Origin of the sequence: Rhizobium terricola (assembly GCF_012927355.1) — a bacterium.
GTDB classification, from domain to species: Bacteria; Pseudomonadota; Alphaproteobacteria; order Rhizobiales; family Rhizobiaceae; genus Allorhizobium; species Allorhizobium terricola.
The window spans coordinates 65,892-84,641 of the sequence record NZ_JABBGK010000007.1 but is presented as its reverse complement, the minus strand read 5'-3'; the positions used below and the strand labels follow the sequence as shown (position 1 = coordinate 84,641).

Below are 18,750 nucleotides of genomic sequence, written 5' to 3'. Positions count from 1 at the left end.
ACGATGTCCGTGATGACGATCTATGCGAAGTCCGCGCTCTTGGCCGATGGATGGGCCTCCAATGTCAGGATCGACATCGACGGTGCGAGGATCGCGGGTCTCACCAAAGATGCCGACGCCGCGCCCGGTGATGATCGTCGTGACGTCGTCGTGCCGGCCCTTGCCAACCTTCACAGCCATGCCTTTCAACGCGCCATGGCCGGGCTTGCCGAAACGAGGGGGCCGTCGGACGACAGCTTCTGGAGCTGGCGGACCACCATGTATCGCTTCGCGCTGTCGATGACGCCGGATCAAGTCGAGGCGGTCGCCGCCCAGCTCTATATGGAAATGCTGGAGGCCGGCTATTCGCGGGTCGGCGAGTTTCACTATCTGCACAACGACAGGGATGGCGGCCACTACGGGGACATTGCCGAAATGGCTGGTCGTATCGTCGCCGCCTCGGCCGAGGTCGGCATCGGATTGACGCTGCTGCCGGTCTTCTATGCGCATTCCGGTTTCGGCGGGCAGGCGCCGATCGAGGGCCAGCGCCGCTTCATTCAAACGCCTGAGAGCTTCGGCCGGCTGATGGAGCGCTGCACTGCATTGGTCCACGCAATGCCCGGTGCCGTTCTCGGCATCGCTCCGCACAGCCTCAGGGCGGCGACAGAGGAGGAATTGAGCGCGGTGCTACCGCTTGCCGGCACTGGACCGATTCACATCCACGTTGCCGAGCAGGTGAAGGAAGTCGAGGACAGCCTGGCCTTCTCGGGCGCGCGCCCCGTCGAATGGCTGATCGACAACATGCCTGTCGATGGCCGCTGGTGCTTCATCCATGCCACCCACATGACGGATGACGAAACGCGGCGGATGGCGCGAAGCGGTGCGGTTGCCGGGCTTTGCCCGATCACCGAGGCCAATCTCGGCGACGGTGTCTTCAATGCCCCACTCTTCCTTGGCGAAGGCGGACGGTACGGTGTGGGTTCCGATTCGAACGTTCTAGTTTCACTGCCGGAAGAATTACGTGTCCTCGAATACTCCCAGAGGCTGATCCGCCGGGCGCGCAACGTGATTGCCGATCCGGGTGGTTCGACCGGCCGCAAGCTGTTTGACGGTGCTCGGATCGGCGGCAATGCGGCGCTCCAGTCCTCCACCGGTCTTGAGGTTGGCGGCGATGCCGACATCGTCGCGCTTGATGTCTCCGCGGCGCCGCATGTCGAGGGTGACCAGCTGCTCGATCACTGGATCTTTGCCGGCGGCATCAAGGTGGACGCCGTGTGGGCCGGCGGCCGCAAACAGGTCGAGGGCGGGCGGCATCTGCAGCGGGAGGCGATCACGCGCCGGTTCCGCACGGTGATGGCGGATCTGCTCGGCAGTTGAGCCGTCGAAGCGCGGCGCAATATTTCCTTTCTGTCGTGGCCGATGCTGGGCTACATCAGCGCGAGGCCCATACAGAAAGCGGCGAGTCGTGGCGGATATCATCGGCAGGGACCCGACCCTGCACCAGCGCATATTGAGCGATATCGAAGGCAAGATCGTTTCCGGCGAGTGGCCGCCGGGCCATCGTTTACCGTTCGAGGTCGACCTGGCAGCGCAGTATGACTGCTCGCGCATGACGGTGAACAAGGTGATGACGCAGCTCGCCAAGTCCGGCCTCATCGAGCGTCGCAAGAAGTCGGGCAGTTTCGTCACCCAGCCGCAGGCGCAATCCGCCGTGCTTGAGATCAACGACATCGAGGCCGAGGTTCGGTCGCTGAACCTTGCCTATTCCTTTGCGCTCAAACGCAGCGAAACGCGCAAGGCGACAGCCGCCGACGTCCGCCTCCTCGAGGTCTCGCCCGGAACCAGGGTGTTGTCGATGACCTGCGTCCATTTTGCCGGAACGCGGCAGTTCTGCGTCGAGGAGCGGTTGATCAATCTTGCCAACGTGCCGGAAGCGGAGACCGCCGATTTTGCCAGCCTTCCGCCCGGCCAGTGGCTGATCCGCCAGGTGCCCTGGAGCACGGCGGAGCATCGGATTCGGGCCGTTTCGGCTCCGGCCGACATGGCCTCGATGCTCGGCATATCCAAGGGGACGGCCTGCCTGGTCGTCGAGCGTCGCACCTGGAGTGGGCTCGGGCCGATCACGCAGGTCCGCTTCACCTATCCGGGCGACACGCATGCGCTCGTCGCCCGGTTCACGCCGGCGTCCCAATAGGCCGCGTTAGCCGGCCGTGCCGATGTCCTTCAGCGCACCGAGGAAGTGGTCGTTCTCCGCGCGGGATCCGATGCTCACCCGGATGAAGCTTTCGAAGCCCGGCTGCTTCCACGGCTTGACGATGACCCCGCGCCTGAGCAGCGCTTCGGCGACTTGGGTCGCGCCCGTCCGCATGTCGACAAACAGGAAATTGCATTTCGATGGTGCCGTTCGATAACCCAGCGCGTCGAGTGTGGCCTTCATGCGCTCGCGCTCGTCGAGGGCAAGCTCGATCGAACGCTTGAGGTGGTCTGCGTCATCGAGGGCGGTGACGGCCGATGCCTGGGCGATGGCGTTGGTGTTGAAGGGGGTGCGGGCGCGGTTGAGGAAGTCGCAAAGGCTTCCGTCACTGACGATGCCGTAGCCGATCCGCAGGCCAGCCAGACCGAAGGCCTTGGAGAAGGTGCGCAGGACCACCCAGTTGCGACCGCTATCCCTCAGCATCTCGACGGCGTTCGGATAGTCCTCGCCGGCGGCATATTCGGCATAGGCTTCGTCGACGACGATCAGCGTTTCCGGATGCAGCGCAGCGACGACCGACGACAGTTGCGCCGGCGTCAGCCAGCAACCGACCGGGTTCATCGGGTTCGAGAACATCAGCATGCGCGGCTTGCGGGAAACGGCATCCAGAAGTGCGTCCATGTCGACGGTGAGCTCCGCCGTGACAGAAATCCGCTCGACCTTGCCGCCCATCAACGTTGTGTAGTCTTCATGCAGGGGAAAGGACGGATAGAGGGTCACCACGGTGTCGCCGGGGCGGACCACCGACCGGCAGATGACGGCGATCAGGTCTTCGGAGCCGTTGCCCAGGATGACCTGGTTGTCCTCGACGCCGAAATCGGCGGCCAGTCGGGTGCAGAGTGCGCGACCCTGCGGATCCGGATAGAGCCGGGCCAGTTCACCGATGTCGGGAAAAAGCCGCCGCAGCGTTGGCGAGGGGCCTAGCGGGTTCTCGTTCGAGCCGAGCTTGGCGATGTCATCGACTTTGTACTTCGCCCTCACCTCCTCCAGCGTCAGGCCTGCATTGTAGGGAGCGATCGAGCGGATTTCCTCCCGGATGGGGCTTGAAGGGTTCGCCATTTTGCAGTCTCCATGAGGTGCGTTTGCCATGCCTCATTCATAGGTCCGGATTGTCGGTCTGTATATATGTATAGACATGTTATTGCGAAAATGCTGTGATCCCTGTCGGGGAATTCGAAACAAGGAGCCGTCATGACCCGTCCAATCTTCGACCTTTCCGGCCGCCGCGCGCTCGTGACCGGCGCCAGTCGCGGCATAGGTCAGTCCATCGCGGTCGCCCTGGCGGAGGCTGGAGCCGATGTGGCCGTCACCGCGCGGACGGTCGAAGGGCTGGTGGAAACGCGGGCACTCATTGAGAAGGCCGGCAGGCGCGCGGTGACGCTGGCTCAGGACGTGCGCGACGTCGAGGCCTGCGGAAGCGTCACCCGGGCGGCGGCCGACGCTTTGGGCGGCCTCGACATCCTGATCAACAATGCCGGGTTCGAGAATGTCCGGCCATCCTTCGACGTGGACGAGGCGCTCTGGGAGCAGATCCTGTCGACCAATCTGAAGGGTGCGTTCTTCTGCGCCCAGGCTGCGGGGCGAATCATGGCCGAAACGGGTGGGGGCGCGATCGTCAATCTCTGTTCGCTTACCTCCTATGTCGGCATTCCGACGGCGGTGCCGTATGGTGCCTCGAAGTCCGGGCTTCTCGGCGTGACACGCGCTTTGGCCACCGAATGGGCAACGCATGACATTCGCGTCAACGCCATTGCGCCCGGCTATTTTCGAACCGCCATGACAGAAGTCTTCTACGAGAACGACGACTGGCAATCGCGCATGCTGGACAAAATTCCCCAGCGTCGTTTCGGCAAGGAAAGTGACATCGGCGGCGTCGCCGTCTTCCTCTGCAGCGATGCTGCGGCCTACATCACCGGCCACTGCATTCCCGTCGATGGCGGCTATCTGGCCTCCATCTGACGCAAGCCGCACACGCCGCGCCCACGCGCTATCCGGCGGTGTAAACCGTACCGGACACGCGCGGAGCGCGCTTGCTTTTCCCGCGGCGGGCGACAAGACTGGTCGCCGCGATCGATCCTGTTTTTCGCATCTGCACAAATATTGGTCAGAAAAATTTGCGGCGCAAAAAATACGCAAACTTGGTTGACGGTACTTGTACGAATATGTATAGACAACTTAATGCAAGGGCCGGGCGGTCGCCTTCCGCCGGGTCGGTAAAATGAAGTTTCGCGGCGGCTTCGGTCGCTCGACGAAACAGGACAGGGGAATGTCATGGGCGTTGTTGCTGCAGACCTCCATCCGGCCGGATCGACCGGTCAGATCGCTGTTTCCGTCCAGGATGTTGGCATGGTTTTCGGCGATGTCCATGCCGTCAGGAATGCCTCGTTCGATCTGCCGAAGGGCAGGTTCCTGACGATTCTCGGCCCCTCCGGCTCGGGCAAGACGACGCTCCTGCGCATGATCGCCGGCTTCGATCGTCCGACCAGTGGCGAGATCTTCATCAATGGCCAGCCGGTCAGCGCCGTCCCGCCGCACAGGCGGGCGATCGGCATGGTGTTTCAGAAGCTCGCCCTCTTCCCCCACATGACGGCGGCCGAAAACGTCGCCTTCCCGCTCAAGATGCGCCGCCACGATGCCCGCACGATCCCGGAAAAGGTCGAGCGCTATCTCGATTTGGTGCGGCTCGGCGGCTATGGCGGCCGGCGCATCAACGAGCTTTCCGGCGGTCAGCAGCAGCGCGTCGCGATCGCCCGCGCCCTCGTGTTCGAGCCGGACCTGCTCCTGCTTGACGAGCCGCTCGCCGCGCTTGACCGCAAGCTGCGCGAGGAGATGCAGCTCGAATTCCGCCGCATCCAGAAGGAGCTTGGCGTGACGACGATCAACGTCACCCACGATCAGCGCGAGGCGCTGGTGGTGTCCGACGAGATCATCGTCATGAGCGGCGGCGAGATCCAGCAGAAGGCGCGGCCGGTCGATGCCTATCGCGCGCCGTCCAATGCCTTTGTCGCCAACTTCATCGGCGTCACCAATTTCATCGAGGGCAAGGTTGTCGATCTTGCCTCGCCGACGGTCGTGATCGAGGCAAACGGTTTGCGCCTTGCGGGTGTCGCAGCCGACGCCGCGCTTTCGGCGGGGGCTGCCTGTGCCGGCGCGGTGCGTGCCGAACAGATCCGAATCGCGCCGAAGGATGGACGACTTGAGGGCCTCGATACGGTCGTCGAAGGTCAGGTCGCGGATTGTATTTTCGAGGGCGAGCGCGTCGTCTATGAAATCCGGGTTCCGGGACTGGCCGGCGTGCTGATGCGCGTCTTCGACCACGATCCCGAATCGCATCTGCAGTTCGGCCCGGGCGACGAAGTTCGCCTCGGCTGGAATGCGCGAGATATGCATGTCTTTCAAAAATGACCCCGAGAAGGTCCAGCCAGAGGAGAATTCAGTAATGTCGAATGAAAAATTCCTGTCCGCGCAGATCCGCCGCCGGACGCTGCTTGCGTCCATGGCTGCGGCCGGTGCTTCCGCCGGTTTCTCGACCCTCGGTGTCGGCCGCGCCTTTGCCCAGGAACCGGAAAAGCCGGCCGAGATCATCGTGCGCGCCTGGGGCGGCAGCTGGGTCGATGCGCTGAAGGCCGGCGTCTCCGACAGCTTCACCAAGGCGACCGGCATCGCGGTGCGTCACGACCTGACCGAAGACAATGAAATCCAGCCGAAGGTCTGGGCTGCCGTCGCTCAGGGTCGCGTTCCGCCGATCCACATCAACTGGGATACCACGACGAACGCCACCAAGTCGGCGCTGCGCGGCGTGACCGAGGACCTGTCGGACCTTCCGAACCTCAAGAACGCCACCGCACTCGCCAAGCCGGTCGGCCTCGACGGCTATCCGATCGTCAACACCTACGGCTATGTCTACGTGCTGGCCTATCGCCCGTCGGCCTTCCCGAACGGCGCGCCGAAGTCCTGGAAGGATCTGCTTGATCCCAAGCTGAAGGGCCGCATCGCGCTCTACAATGACGGCATCGGCTTCCACTTCCCGGCCCAGGTCGCCGGCGGCGGCAAGCTCGAGGATATTCCCGGCAACATGCAGCCGGCCTGGGACTTCATTTCCAAGATCAAGGAACAGCAGCCGCTGCTCGGCGAGGACCCGGATTTCACCACCTGGTTCCAGAAGGGCGAGATCGACGCCGCTTGCACCATCTCGACCAATGCCCGCGAAGCCAAGAAAAACGGCATCGAAATCGCTTGGGTCGTGCCGGAGGAAGGCGCCAAGTTCGACACCGATGGCCTGTGGATCCCGAAGGGCCTGTCGGAAAACGAGCTCTACTGGGCCAAGCAGTACATCAATCATGCACTGACGAAGGAAGCCCAACAGATCTGGCTCGACGGCCTCGGCCTTCCGGGCGTCATCCCGGGCGTCAATCCGCCGGCTGACCTCGTGGGCGATCCGTCCTACCCGACGACCGAGGAAGAGTTCAAACACCTGATCCGCATCTCCTCCAAGGTTCAGGTCGAGAACGAAAGCCAGTGGTTCGCCAAGTTCAAGGAAATCATGCAGGGCTGATGCCTTGCCTGCCCGCCGCGTCCCCTCTGGCGGCGGGCACCCTCCTTTCGCGACTTAGAATTTTACGCAGTCCGGACGCAAAACCGCTTCGCACTTTTGCTGGAACTGCCTGAGGATCCGTAACATGCGCGCTCCCCGTGCCGCATATCCCCTGACGTGGCGCGTCATGGATGTGCTTGAACGCCTTGCGGCCATGCTCTGGTCATCGAATTTCCAGCGAGGCCTGCCTTATCTCATGCTGTTGCCCGCGCTCGTGCTCGTGGGCCTGCTTGTGCTCGGCATGATCCAGATCGGCGATGCCAGCCTCCGGACGCTCGACACCAATACCTTCCTGATGTCGGAAAACTACACGCTGGCAAACTACCAGCGCGCGCTGACGGAGAACTTCTTCGCGATCGTAGCCGGCCGCAGCCTGATGGGATCGGTGATCGTCACCGCGATCACGCTGCTGTTTGCCTTCCCTTACGCCTATCTGATGGTTCGCACACCATCCTCAGCACTTCGCAAGTTCCTGCTCGTCGCGCTCTTCCTGCCCTTCTTCATCGGCCAGGTGGTGCGCGCTTATGGCTGGCTGATCATTCTCGGCAACCAGGGCATGGTCAACGAGGCTCTCGGCCTCGTCGGCGTGCCGCCCATTCGCCTCCTGTACAACTATCCGGCCGTCCTGTTCGGCCTCGTCCAGTACATGCTGCCGTTCGCCGTGCTGATGCTGGCGCCCGCGCTGACCGCGATCCCGAGCGAACTGGAATCGGCCGCCGCCTCCCTCGGTGCCGGCTGGGTCCGCACCTTCCGTCACGTGGTCCTGCCGCTGTCGCGCCCTGGACTGGTCGGTGCCGGCCTTGTCGTCGTGACGCTTTCGCTCACCGATTTCGCCATCCCCGCCATTCTCGGCGGCGGCACCCAGGATTTCATCGCCAACGCGATCTACGACCAGTTCTTCCGCACCTCCGACCAGGGCATGGGCGCCACGCTGTCGCTGATGCTGGTCGCGGTCGGCTCCATGCTCGTCGGCGTGGTGTTCATGCTGTTCGGCGCCGGTACGCTCGCCATGGGGGAGACCCGCAAATGACCGGAAGCCGCAGCAAATCCATCACCCTCTGGGCTTTCGTCGTGACCGCGCTCGTCATGCTCTCGGCACCCACCATCGTCGTGCTCGGTGCGTCCTTCACCGCAGGCAACATCATCACCTTCCCGCCTGATGGCCTGTCGCTGCAGTGGTACGGCAAGATCGCGCAGGCCGCCGACCTTCGCCAGGCCTTTGTTCGCTCGCTGATCGTCGCCACGATCTGCACGGTGATCGCCATCCCCGTCGGCACGCTTGCCGGCATTGCGCTCGCCAAGTACCGGGTGCGGTTCGCCCGCTCGATCCAGATCTATCTGCTCCTGCCCTTCACCATCCCGCTGATCGGTTCGGGCATAGGCATGATGCTCGTCTTCGGCCAGATGGGTGTGGTCGGCAAGCTGTGGCCGCTCGGCATCGCCTGCTGCGTCATCAACCTGCCTTTCATGATCTGGGCGGTGACGGCGAGCGCCAGCAACCTGTCGCCCGATCTGGAACTGGCCGCCGCCAATTGCGGGGCGCCGCCGCTTCAGCGTTTCCTCTACATCACCTTGCCGGCCGTGCTGCCGGGCGTCATCACCGGATCGCTGCTGATGTTCATCCTGGCACTCAACGAGTTCCTGGTGAGCCTGCTGTTGGTCGATGCCCGGAGCGTGACGCTGCCCGTGCAGATCTACAATTCCATCCGCTCGATCATCACGCCGGATCTTGCCGCCATTTCGGTGGTGTTCATCGCCTGCGCCGGACTGGCGATCGCGCTGCTCGACCGCCTGGTCGGCCTCGACATCTTCCTCAAATCGAAATGACCCTTCGGCCCTTGCCGGCCACACCTCAAGGACAAGACGATGACCAACGTGTCTTTCTACGAATATTCCAAGCTCAACGCCGAAGAGAAGGCCGCCCTGCTGCGCCGTTCGGAAACCGATATCTCGAGCTTCATCGAGAAGGTCGCGCCGATCCTCGAAGCGGTGCGTACCGAAGGTGACAAGGCGATCGCCCGTTTTGGCCGCGAGCTCGACAAGGCCGATGTCACGGAAGCCAATCTCAAGGTGACCGAGGCCGAATTCGACGCCGCCTTCAAGCTGGTCGACAAGAGCGTTATCGAATCCGTCCAGTTTGGCATCGACAACATTCGCCACTTCCACGAGGAGCAGAAGCCGGAGGCCATGTGGCTGAAGGAAATTCGTCCCGGCGCGTTTGCCGGCGACCGTTTCACCCCCATCCAGTCGGTCGCGCTCTATGTCCCGCGCGGCAAGGGATCCTTCCCGTCGGTGACCATGATGACCTCGGTGCCGGCCGTGGTCGCCGGTGTGCCGAACCTTGCCATTGTCACGCCGCCGGCCCCGGACGGATCGGTTGATGCCGCGACGCTGGTCGCCGCGCGTCTCGCCGGCGTCGAGACCGTCTACAAGGTGGGTGGCGCGCAGGCCGTCGCCGCAGTCGCTTACGGCACTGAAACCGTCAAGCCGGCGCTGAAGATCGTCGGCCCAGGCAGCCCGTGGGTGGTCGCCGCCAAGCGCTCGCTGTCGGGCGTCATCGACACCGGCCTGCCTGCCGGTCCCTCCGAGGTGATGATCCTCGCCGACGATACGGTCCATGGCGGCCTTGCCGCGCTCGACCTGCTGATCGAGGCGGAACATGGCCCCGACTCCTCCGCCTATCTTGTCACCCATAGCCGTCGCGTCGCGGAAGAAGCGCTCGCCGCTCTGCCCGAGCACTGGGCGAAGATGACCGAACAGCGCGTCGCCTTCTCCAAGGCCGTGCTGACCGGCAAGACTGGCGGCATCGTTCTCACCTCGTCGATCGAGGAGAGCTACGCCTTCGTCAACGCCTATGCGCCCGAGCATCTGGAACTCTTGTCGGAAGAGCCCTTCATCCACCTCGGCCACATCACCGAAGCCTCCGAAATCCTGATGGGCACGCATACGCCGGTCAGCATCGCGAACTTCTCGCTTGGCCCGAACGCGGTTCTGCCGACCAGCCGCTGGGCCCGCACCTTCGGTCCGTTGTCGGTCACCGACTTCGTCAAGCGCAGCTCGATCGGCTACGTGACCGCGCCCGCCTATCCGGAATTCGCCAGGCATTCCCACAATCTGGCGATCTACGAAGGTTTCTCCTCCCATGCGCTGGCGGTTTCGCCAGTCCGGGATGCCTATCTGAAGAAGGGCGCCTGAGCCATGAAGGCCGTGCGGCTCCACGATGCCAAGGACCTGCGGGTGGAGGAGGTGACGGCGCCCGCCCCGCCACCACCCGGCTTCGTCAATCTCGACGTCCGGGCCGCCGGCATCTGCGGCTCCGACCTGCACAATTATCGCACCGGCCAGTGGATCTCGCGGCGGCCCTCGACAGCCGGGCATGAATTCTGTGGCCGCGTCACCGCTGTCGGCGAAGGCGTCAGCGACCTCGCCGTCGGAGACGTGGTTTCCGCGGATTCGCGGATGTGGTGCGGCACCTGCCCGGCCTGCACCAGCGGCCGAAGCAATGTCTGCGAGGCGCTGGGTTTCGTCGGTGAAGTCTGTGACGGTGGCTTTGCCGAGGAGGTGCAGCTGCCGGCGCGGCTGGTCCTGAGGCACGATCCCGCGCTCTCTCCGCACATCGGCGCCATGGCCGAACCGCTGGCGGTTGCGCTGCATGCGGTTCGCCGCCTGGCCGTCCCGGTCGGCGAGCCGGTTCTCGTCGTCGGCTGCGGAACGATCGGCGGGTTGAGCGCGCTTCTTCTGTCACGACTGCATGACGGGCCGCTGCTGGTCGCCGATCTGAACGCCGAGAAGGCCGCGCTTGTCGCCGGGGTGACCGGCGGTGCGGTCGTCGGCCTCGACAGAGCGAAGATCGAAACGGCGCTTTCCGGCGGCAGGCTGCGCCATGCGCTGGATGCCACCGGCAGCATTCAGGCGATCGCCCGCGCGCTCGACCTTTTGTCAGGCGGCGGGGCGCTGGCGCTGGTCGGCATCAGCCATGGCAAGCTCGACTTCGATCCCAACATTCTCGTCGAGCGCGAGATTTCTCTCGTCGGTTGCCACGCCTTTGCCGACGAGCTGCCGGAAGCCGTGCGCCTGCTCGGCGATCTCGCGCCCGCGCTGCAGCGTTTCATCGAGGTGTTGCCGGCCCTCGATGACGTGCCCGGAGCCTATGAACGCCTGCTGCGGGGCGAGAGCAGGGCCCTGAAGACGATCATCGAGGTGGCGGGCTAGTCTGCCCGTCGCGTCATCCCGGATGCCGGCCTGTCAGGCGGCGGTGGAGGCAGTGAACCATGAATACGCTTTCAGATTCCGCATCGCCGCTCTACGAGAAGGTGAAGGACTTCGTCCTCGGCAATATCGGCAGCGGCAAATGGGCCCGCAACAGCCGGTTGCCATCGGAGAACGAACTCGTCTCGACCCTCGGCGTCTCCCGCATGACCGTGCACCGGGCGCTGCGCGAACTCACCTCCGAAGGACACCTGCGCCGCATTCAGGGCGTCGGCACCTTCGTTGCTCCGCCGAGACCACAATCGACGTTGATCGAGATCAGCAACATCATCACCGAGATCAAGGCGCGCGGCAGCCGGCACCGGGCCGAGGTGGTCGTGCTCGAACGCATCGAAAAGCCGGAGGCGGAACTGCTGCTCGCCTTCGAGTTCGAGACGGTGAAGCCCGTCGACCATTCGGTCGTCATCCACTTCGAGAATGACCTGCCGGTCCAGCTCGAGGAACGCTACGTCAATCCCGACCTCGTTTCCGGCTATGTCGATCAGGACTTCACGGTGATCGCCACCTATGACTACCTGCAGAACGCCACGCCGTTGACTGAGGTGGAGCATCTCATCAGCGCTCTGCCGGCCGGTGCGGATCAGGCCCGCCTGCTGCACATCCGTCCGGGAGACTGCTGCCTGATCCTGCATCGCAAGACCTGGACTGGGCCAGTGGTCGCCACCGTCAACACGCTGACCTATGTCGGCAGCCGCTATTCGCTTGGCAGCCGCTACCTGCACGGCGGCAAGTGACCGCCGTTCCCCGCACCAGAAAACCATCCGGAAAGAATTCCATGAGCCAGCCCACGAGCCGCACCGCGGAAATCAGGAAGATCGCCAAAGCCGGGGACGGCAGGGCGGAACGATTGCTGGCTGAACTGCTGCGCGATCTTTTCCGGATCGACGCGGAAAACGTCACGATCAACCACGATCAGTACAGCCTCAACTCGCTCAACGGTTTCTTCGAAACCGCCGATGGTGCCTTCTTCTTCAAGTTCCACCAGGAGGAGGGCGAAGAGGTCATGAGCGGCGAATACTATCGCGCCGACATCCTGGCCCGGGCCGGCCTGCCGGTGGACCAGCCATTGCTGATGTCGGTGCTTCCCGGCGAACAGATCCTCGTCTATCGCCGTCGCACCGATCCGCGCTTTTCCGACGTCCTGAGGGCTCTGGACCTGAAGGACGAGCCGGCGGCGCGGGAAAGGGCCGTCGAGGCCGAACGCCAGCTGAGCGAAGCCGTGCTGAAGGTCTATCTCGACACACTGCATCCGGTCAGCGCCGACGCGGTGGCGGCAGAGCCGATCCACCGCCTGTTCTACGAACGGCTCATCGACCCGCCGGCCGGAACCTATCCGGGCGGGCGCATGGCGAGCTTCTATGTCGGCAAGGACTTCGCCTTTCCCGGCCTGACACTCGATTGGCACACGCTTTCGCGTTGCCGGTTCGTCGTGAACGGCATCGAATATCGGGACAGCATCGGGACCCTCTTCGATGCTGCGCATGAGCGGCTGGCCCCGACGCGCCTCGCGGATGCGGGCGGGGTGACGGCGCATGGCGACGCCCACAACGCCAATGTCTGGTATGAGGAACGCGATGGCGCGGCCCGGCTTTCCTTCTTCGATCCCGCCTTTGCCGGCGAGCACATTCCGACGCTGCTGGCCGAGGTGAAGACGACGTTTCACAACATCCTCGCCCACCCGTTGTGGCTCTATGATCCGGCGATGGCGGCGGAACGCTACACGGCAAGCGTGGCACGCGACGGCGATCTCCTGCGGGTCACCACCGACTTTGCGCCGAGCGCGGTTCGCCGGGCGCTTCTGGATGTGAAGGCTGAAGCGCTCTGGCGTCCGCTGCTTGCAGAACTGAAGGCGCGCGACATGCTTCCGGCCGATTGGCGCCGGGTCGTGCGGCTCGGCCTGTTCCTCTGCCCGACGCTGGTCATGAACCTGCGGGCCGGCGCCACGACCCATAACCCGGTTTCGTCTCTCGTCGGCCTCTCCATTGCGGTCATGGCCGGCAGCGAGCCGGTGGCTGGTGAGGATGCCATTTCACGCTTCTTCGACATGATCGACCCTGACAGAGACTGACATGACCCTGGTCAACATCCACGACTTCCGTGACCTCGCCCGGCGCCGCCTGCCGAAGATCTTCTTCGACTATATCGACGGCGGCTCGTTCGAAGAGGAAACCATGCGCGCGAACCGGGCAGATTTTGCCGGTTTCGAGCTGCGCCAGAACGTGCTGGTGGAGCCGCGACCGCAGGACCTTTCCACCACCTTTCTCGGAGCCCGTCATCCCCTTCCGTTCATGCTGGGGCCGGTGGGCTTCCTCGGGCTCTATTCGGGCAAGGGTGAGGCGAAGGCGGTGCGGGCGGCCCATGCAGCCGGCATCCCCTTCTGCCTGTCGACCTTTTCGATTGCCTCACTCGCCGACCTTCGGGCGGTCACGAAGGGGCCATTGCATTTCCAGCTCTATGCGCTGGAGGACCGGTCCCTGTGCGAGGAGTTCCTGCAGGCCGCGGAGCACGCTGGCGTCGATACCCTGTTCGTGACCGTCGACACTGCGATCACCGGCATCCGCGAGCGGGACGTGCGCAACGGCTTCCGGTCTTTGACGCGCGTGACGCCGGGTCTCTTCGCCCGCCTTGCCATGAAGCCGCGCTGGCTCGCCGATGTAGCCCTCGCCGGCATGCCGTCGGTCAGGGCGATCGAGCATCGGCCGGAATTTGGTCGCGGTGCGTTGGAACAGGCGGCCAATCTCTCCCGAGGGATCGACAAGACGCTCTCCTGGAAGGACATCGTCTGGCTGAGGGAGAGGTGGACGGGCAAGCTCGTCATCAAGGGCGTTCTTTCTGCCGAGGATGCCGTGAAGGCGCGTGATATCGGCTGCGATGGCGTGGTGATTTCCAACCATGGCGGCCGCCAACTGGACGGTGCGTCGAGCACGATCCGTGCGCTGCCGGGCATCCGGGAGGCTGTCGGATCGGACTTTTGCCTGATGCTGGACGGCGGCATTCGCCGCGGCTCCGACGTGATCAAGGCGGTCGGCCTCGGTGCCGACGGTGTGATGCTCGGCCGTGCCTATGCCTATGGCCTTTCGGCTGCGGGGCAGGAGGGGGTCTCCGAGATCATTGCGATCCTTGCGCGGGAGATTTCGATCAGCCTCGCCCTGATGGGGGTCGCCTCGATCGATGAGCTCAAGAGCCTGGGGACGGAGGCGGTTCGTCCGCGTTGACGTCCCGGGTGGTGGTCTTTCGGGATCGCGCGATCAGCATGATGCCGGCCAGCGAAACGAGAAGTCCGGCAAACATGGCGAGGGACAATGCCTCGTCAAACATCAGCCAGGCCCAGATCATCGTGACCGGTGGGCTGAGATAGAGGATAGCGGTCACTCGCGCCGGCGAGGACTTTCGCAGCGCGATATAGTAGAGGCTCCAGGAGCCGAAGGTCGCGACGACCACCAGCCACAGGATGCCGAACGCGAAACCCGGCTCCGCGATCGGCACAATGCGACCCTCCCGCCAGGCGAACAGCGCGAAGATCGCAGCCGCCGTAAGGCACTGGATGCAGAGGCTCTGGTGCACCGGCATCGCCACGGCCGGGCTGCGTTTCTGCAGGAGCGAGGCGAGCGCGAAGGCGAAAGTGCCGAGCGCGGGCAGCGCGTAGGACCAGAGCGGCACCATGCCGAATTCGAGCGACGCACCGGAGGCGATGAGCACGCCTGCGAGACCGACCGCCGATCCGAGCCACTGGCGCCCGTTCAGCCCCTGTCCGAGGATCGGCCAGGACAAGAGCGCGACCGCAAGCGGCAGCATGTCGGAGATCAGGGCCACGAGGCCCGTCGGAACGCCTTGTTCGATGGCGAGCGCGAAGCTTGCCAGATAGCCGGTCATGCCGATTGTTCCGAACAGCATGTGGGAGAGCACGTCCCTCCGCTTGAGCTTCGGTCCGACCGTCAGCGCCAGTGGCAGCAGCAGAAGCCCCGAAGCGAGGCTGCGCCACAGCAGAATGAGGAAGATCGGCGCATGCTCGACCGCAAAGCGAGTGCCGACAAAGCCGGCGCTCCATGAAATGACGAGCGCCGCTTCGAGAAGCAGCATGACAAGGATGGCGCCGGGCCTGGTTCTTGCGCCTGGCAGGCTGGGCAGGACGTCGGTCATGGTCTGGATCTTTTCGGACTATGGAAAGGGCGAAGGGTGAAAGACGGGCGCCTGGCGGAAATGTCCGTCAGAACTGCTCGAGCAGTGAGACGGCCATCCGACGCGCACTCTTCAGTCGGCCGTCATGACCATCGAGCCCGGCGCGGGACATGGCTCCCTCGAGGAGGTAGGACAGATGTTCGGCGGTCTCTTCGATGATCGGGCCACCCTCCGGCCTGAGCTCGAGGAGATATTGCCGGAACAGCCGCTCGACCTCTACTTTCTGCGCTGCGACGGTCGCCCGACCGGGATCGCCAACGCCCAGCTCGGCGGCGGCATTGAGCAGGCCGCAGCCGCGAAAGCCGCACTCATAAGCAAGATGGGCATGATCGACGTAGGAATCGAACACTGCCAGCACCCGTTCCTGCGGTGTTGATGCCCGTGCCAGCCGTTCTTCGCGGAACGCTCTCCATTCCGAGCAACGGCCATCGAGATAGGACTTCACGAGATCGGCCTTGGAGGAGAAGTTGTTGTAGAGGGTCATCTTGGCGACACCCGCCCTTGCCGTGATCGCGTCGATGCCGGTCGCCCCGACGCCTTCCGCATAGAACAGTTCTGCAGCGGCTTTCAGCAGTCGTTCCTTTGCCGTCGCCTTTTCGGTCATGTGCGTCTCCAATTGGTAGGTAGATCGATCTACCTAATTCGAGATGCTGTCAAGACCTCCAAGGCCCTCGGCGGCTGGTCGGCTGCGGTCGGCCCGGCGCCCGCGGCAGCGGAAACCGTCTCTTCTAAGCAGCCGTCATGTGGATGGGTCCGAACGCTCGTGGTCTGCGTTCGCGTTCACCCTCGAGGAGGAGCTCCCGCGTCCGCGAGCGAGTCGGTCAGGGGATGGAGACGGGCGGCGTGCTGCTCACTCGCCGCTGCGTCGCATCAGGTGCGCGACCGCCTCGGCATCGATCGCCGGGATGAGATAGCGGTCGTGGATCGTTCCGCCGGTCGTTTCCGCCGCGATCATCGCATTCACCACCGCCTCTTCCACGCTTTGCACCACGGCCTGATAGACCGGGTCAAGCACATCGTCATTGATCATGGCGATGGTCAGAACGGCCTCCGCCTTGTGACGCATCGGGTGGGGATTGGCGGTCGAGAAGGCAAGGAAGATGTCGCCGGAATTGTTGCCGCCGATCGTGCCGTTGCGGCCGATGCCGATCGCGGCACGGCGGGCGAGCTTCTGCAACTGGTGCGGCGCGAGCGGCAGGTCCGTGGCGATTACCACGATGATCGAGCCACGCTCGGAAAGGCCGGGATTGTCCTGCTTCGAGAGTTTGCCGACGGGCACGCCGCCGATCGTAAGCCAGTCCCGCTGGCCGTGATTGGCCTGCACCAGCGCCGCCACGGTGAAATCCGTGCCGTCGATGGCGATCCGCCGCGAGGCGGTGCCCGTGCCTCCCTTGAAGCCGTAGGCGATCATGCCGGTGCCGCCGCCGACATTGCCCTCGGCGACCGGGCCGGTATTCGCCCCGTTCAACGCTTCGAAGACATGGCCGGCCGTGACATGCTGGCCGTTGATGTCGTTGAGTAGGCCGTCATAGGTTTCCGCCACCACCGGCATGATCCACAAATGCTCGTCGCCTTCGTAGGTCGCGGCATAGCGGTCGATCATCCAGCGCACCGCGCCATGATGCGCCATGCCGACGCCATGGGTATTGGTGATCAGCACGGGGCCGATAAAGTAGCCGCCGTCCTCGATCCAATGCGAACCCGTCATCTCGCCATTGCCATTGAAGCGATGGATTCCGGCGAATACCGGAACGGGTTCGCCGGCCGTCGCATGCGGCAGGATCGCGGTCACGCCGGTGCGCACCGGCAGTTTGCGGCCGGGGCGGGGTGTTTCCTCACGGATCGTGGAGAACCCGACATGAATGCCTGCGACATCGGTGATCGCGTTCATCGGGCCTGGCGTCCCGTCGAAGGGGATACCGAAATCGCGGGCGCGTTTTCGCTTCTGGGAGGATGTGTCGGTGGCCATGCGTCCTGCCTTGTCTTCGCGCTCTTGCGGTCAGCAGATGGTGAGCATCACGCCGTTGTCGTCCAGGCTGGTCTTCAGCTCGTCCCCCGGCATCCTGTCCGTGACCACGTGTTTGATGTCGCGCCAGGGCGCATAACGGGCTGGAAACAGCCGGTCCTGCTTGGAATGGTCGGCGACGACGACGGTACTGGCGGCGCGCGCCACCATGGCGCTGTAGACCGCGCCACATTCGAGAAGGGCGTCCGACGGCCCGTCGGGACCGAGGCCGCTTGCGCCGAGAACGGCAAAATCCGCGTAGAAGGAGTTGAGAAACGACACCGCATGCGCGCCGATGGTGGCCCCCTCGGTGGCGTGATAGTCGCCGGGCAGCATGACCACCTTGATCGTCGGATTGATGGCCAGCACGGTTGCGACGCCGAAGGAGTGCGTGAGCACGGTGATGTTCTTCATCTCGACCGCGATGCGCCGCGCGGTGTGCACCGTCGTCGAGCCGGAGCCGATCATCAGGACCTGAGCGCCTTTCAGGATCTGTACCGCCGCTTTGGCGATCCGCTCGCGCTCGGCGACGAAGAGGGTGTGGCGTTCGGTGACCGATGGTTCGGTGGACAGCGAGCGCACGGCACCGCCATAGGTGCGGTTCAGCAGGCCCTGTTCGGTCATCTCGTCGAGGTCGCGGCGGATGGTTTCGGTCGAGACGTCGAGCCTTCGGGCGAGTTCGGCCACGCGCAGGCTCGGCGCCTGGTTGAGTTCGGTCAGGATGCGTTCCTGGCGCACGCTCTTCGGTTTCTTCATCGCCGCTTGCTCCCCTGCCGTCCGTCCGTCTTTTCGTCCACCCATTCCCGCCCGCCGGCGAGCACCGCGTCGTAGACCGCGCCGCCGATGGCCCGGCCGACATCGGTGTGAAGCCCGGCATAGGTCTCACGCCGATCGGCGACCGGGCAGGCGACCGCGATGCAGTCGGTTCCGGTGCCGGTGACGACGAGGCCGTCCCTGGTCCAGCCGAGTTCGATCACCGCTGCGGTGCGGGCCTCGGTGGCGATCGACAGGGCCTCGATCAGGCCCGCCTCGTCGAGCGGCTGGTCGATATGGGCGACCAGATTGATGGTGCCCGGCTGCCCGGAATGTGGCGTGTCCGCGCCGACGCGGCCGGCATTGGCAAGGCCGACGGTCGCCAGGCAGAAGGCCGACGCATCGCCGCTTTGCCGGACGGCCTGATGGTGTTTGCGCACGTCGCGCGAGGTCATCAGCTGTACCGCATCGCCGTAGCCCGCCGCCGTGGACCGGTCGCGAAGAAGGGCCGCCGGATCGACGCCGATCGGCAGGTCCGCTTCGGAGACTTCGAGCCAGGCGATGGTGTCGGCGCGGACAAAGCCCGGCCGGGTCAGGGACCAGCTCAGCACCGCCTGTTCGGCGGCGAAGCGGACGGCGAGGGTCTTGCCGATACAGAGGATTTCGGGCGCTTTCATCGGCCAAGTTGTGTCAGGAACGGCCAAGGGGGACAAGTCT

General features: G+C 64.4%; 18 protein-coding genes. 12 read left to right on the top strand and 6 right to left on the bottom strand.

Annotated elements, in window-relative coordinates; translation table 11 throughout:
* The first annotated feature begins 9 nt into the window (after positions 1-9).
* Together HHL25_RS21105 and hutC (HHL25_RS21100) are read left to right on the top strand one after the other, a co-directional pair.
* The gene (locus HHL25_RS21105) at positions 10-1,356 is read left to right on the top strand and encodes a formimidoylglutamate deiminase (RefSeq protein ID WP_315853106.1); all 1,347 of its coding nucleotides are present in this window, start codon (positions 10-12) and stop codon (positions 1,354-1,356) included.
* 97 nt (positions 1,357-1,453) lie between these two features.
* Positions 1,454-2,173: a histidine utilization repressor gene (gene hutC, locus HHL25_RS21100; RefSeq protein ID WP_169595271.1), complete on the top strand. Its 720-nt coding sequence runs from the start codon at positions 1,454-1,456 to the stop codon at positions 2,171-2,173.
* 6 nt (positions 2,174-2,179) lie between these two features.
* Here the strand turns inward: hutC (HHL25_RS21100) and HHL25_RS21095 are convergent, their stop codons facing one another.
* Positions 2,180-3,292, bottom strand: a complete 1,113-nt coding sequence (locus HHL25_RS21095) for a histidinol-phosphate transaminase (RefSeq protein ID WP_169595211.1) — start codon at positions 3,290-3,292, stop codon at positions 2,180-2,182.
* A 132-nt stretch (positions 3,293-3,424) separates the two neighbouring features.
* Here HHL25_RS21095 and HHL25_RS21090 point away from each other — a divergent pair, with 132 nt between their 5' ends.
* The 10 genes from HHL25_RS21090 to HHL25_RS21045 all read left to right on the top strand — a co-directional run bounded on the left by HHL25_RS21090 (position 3,425) and on the right by HHL25_RS21045 (position 14,311).
* Positions 3,425-4,192: an SDR family NAD(P)-dependent oxidoreductase gene (locus HHL25_RS21090; RefSeq protein WP_169595210.1), complete on the top strand. Its 768-nt coding sequence runs from the start codon at positions 3,425-3,427 to the stop codon at positions 4,190-4,192.
* A gap of 312 nt (positions 4,193-4,504) precedes the next feature.
* The gene (locus tag HHL25_RS21085) at positions 4,505-5,638 is read left to right on the top strand and encodes an ABC transporter ATP-binding protein (protein WP_169595209.1); all 1,134 of its coding nucleotides are present in this window, start codon (positions 4,505-4,507) and stop codon (positions 5,636-5,638) included.
* A 34-nt stretch (positions 5,639-5,672) separates the two neighbouring features.
* Complete coding sequence (locus tag HHL25_RS21080) at positions 5,673-6,788, top strand: ABC transporter substrate-binding protein (RefSeq protein WP_205927960.1); 1,116 nt, start codon at positions 5,673-5,675, stop codon at positions 6,786-6,788.
* Positions 6,789-6,912: 124 nt separating this feature from the next.
* Positions 6,913-7,857: an ABC transporter permease gene (locus tag HHL25_RS21075; RefSeq protein ID WP_169595208.1), complete on the top strand. Its 945-nt coding sequence runs from the start codon at positions 6,913-6,915 to the stop codon at positions 7,855-7,857.
* Positions 7,854-8,654 carry an ABC transporter permease gene (locus HHL25_RS21070; protein ID WP_169595207.1) on the top strand — a complete coding sequence of 267 codons (801 nt, stop codon included), beginning with the start codon at positions 7,854-7,856 and terminating at the stop codon, positions 8,652-8,654. Before HHL25_RS21075 ends, HHL25_RS21070 begins: the two co-directional genes overlap by 4 nt.
* Before the next feature lie 39 nt (positions 8,655-8,693).
* On the top strand, positions 8,694-10,022 hold the full coding sequence (gene hisD, locus HHL25_RS21065) for a histidinol dehydrogenase (RefSeq protein WP_169595206.1): 1,329 nt from the start codon (positions 8,694-8,696) through the stop codon (positions 10,020-10,022).
* A gap of 3 nt (positions 10,023-10,025) precedes the next feature.
* Entirely contained in the window at positions 10,026-11,039 is a 1,014-nt protein-coding gene (locus HHL25_RS21060; RefSeq protein WP_169595205.1) for a zinc-dependent alcohol dehydrogenase, read from the top strand.
* Between the two features lie 59 nt (positions 11,040-11,098).
* Positions 11,099-11,830, top strand: a complete 732-nt coding sequence (hutC, locus tag HHL25_RS21055; protein ID WP_169595204.1) for a histidine utilization repressor — start codon at positions 11,099-11,101, stop codon at positions 11,828-11,830.
* A gap of 41 nt (positions 11,831-11,871) precedes the next feature.
* Complete coding sequence (locus HHL25_RS21050; RefSeq protein WP_169595203.1) at positions 11,872-13,164, top strand: hypothetical protein; 1,293 nt, start codon at positions 11,872-11,874, stop codon at positions 13,162-13,164.
* Between the two features lies 1 nt (position 13,165).
* The gene (locus tag HHL25_RS21045; protein WP_169595202.1) at positions 13,166-14,311 is read left to right on the top strand and encodes an alpha-hydroxy acid oxidase; all 1,146 of its coding nucleotides are present in this window, start codon (positions 13,166-13,168) and stop codon (positions 14,309-14,311) included.
* Here the strand turns inward: HHL25_RS21045 and HHL25_RS21040 are convergent.
* The 5 genes from HHL25_RS21040 to HHL25_RS21020 all read right to left on the bottom strand — a co-directional run bounded on the left by HHL25_RS21040 (position 14,274) and on the right by HHL25_RS21020 (position 18,710).
* A complete protein-coding gene (locus HHL25_RS21040) occupies positions 14,274-15,236 on the bottom strand; it encodes a DMT family transporter (RefSeq protein WP_169595201.1) in 963 nt (320 codons plus the stop codon). The two genes, HHL25_RS21045 and HHL25_RS21040, sit on opposite strands and share 38 nt — an antisense overlap.
* A 67-nt stretch (positions 15,237-15,303) precedes the next feature.
* On the bottom strand, positions 15,304-15,879 hold the full coding sequence (locus tag HHL25_RS21035) for a TetR/AcrR family transcriptional regulator (RefSeq protein ID WP_169595200.1): 576 nt from the start codon (positions 15,877-15,879) through the stop codon (positions 15,304-15,306).
* Between the two features lie 246 nt (positions 15,880-16,125).
* Positions 16,126-17,244, bottom strand: coding sequence for a DmpA family aminopeptidase (locus tag HHL25_RS21030; protein ID WP_169595199.1), 1,119 nt, complete (start codon positions 17,242-17,244; stop codon positions 16,126-16,128).
* A gap of 30 nt (positions 17,245-17,274) precedes the next feature.
* On the bottom strand, positions 17,275-18,036 hold the full coding sequence (locus HHL25_RS21025) for a DeoR/GlpR family DNA-binding transcription regulator (RefSeq protein WP_169595198.1): 762 nt from the start codon (positions 18,034-18,036) through the stop codon (positions 17,275-17,277).
* Positions 18,033-18,710, bottom strand: a complete 678-nt coding sequence (locus HHL25_RS21020) for an adenosylcobinamide amidohydrolase (protein ID WP_205927959.1) — start codon at positions 18,708-18,710, stop codon at positions 18,033-18,035. The genes HHL25_RS21025 and HHL25_RS21020 overlap by 4 nt, the downstream gene beginning before the upstream one ends.
* Between the last annotated feature and the right edge of the window lie 40 nt (positions 18,711-18,750).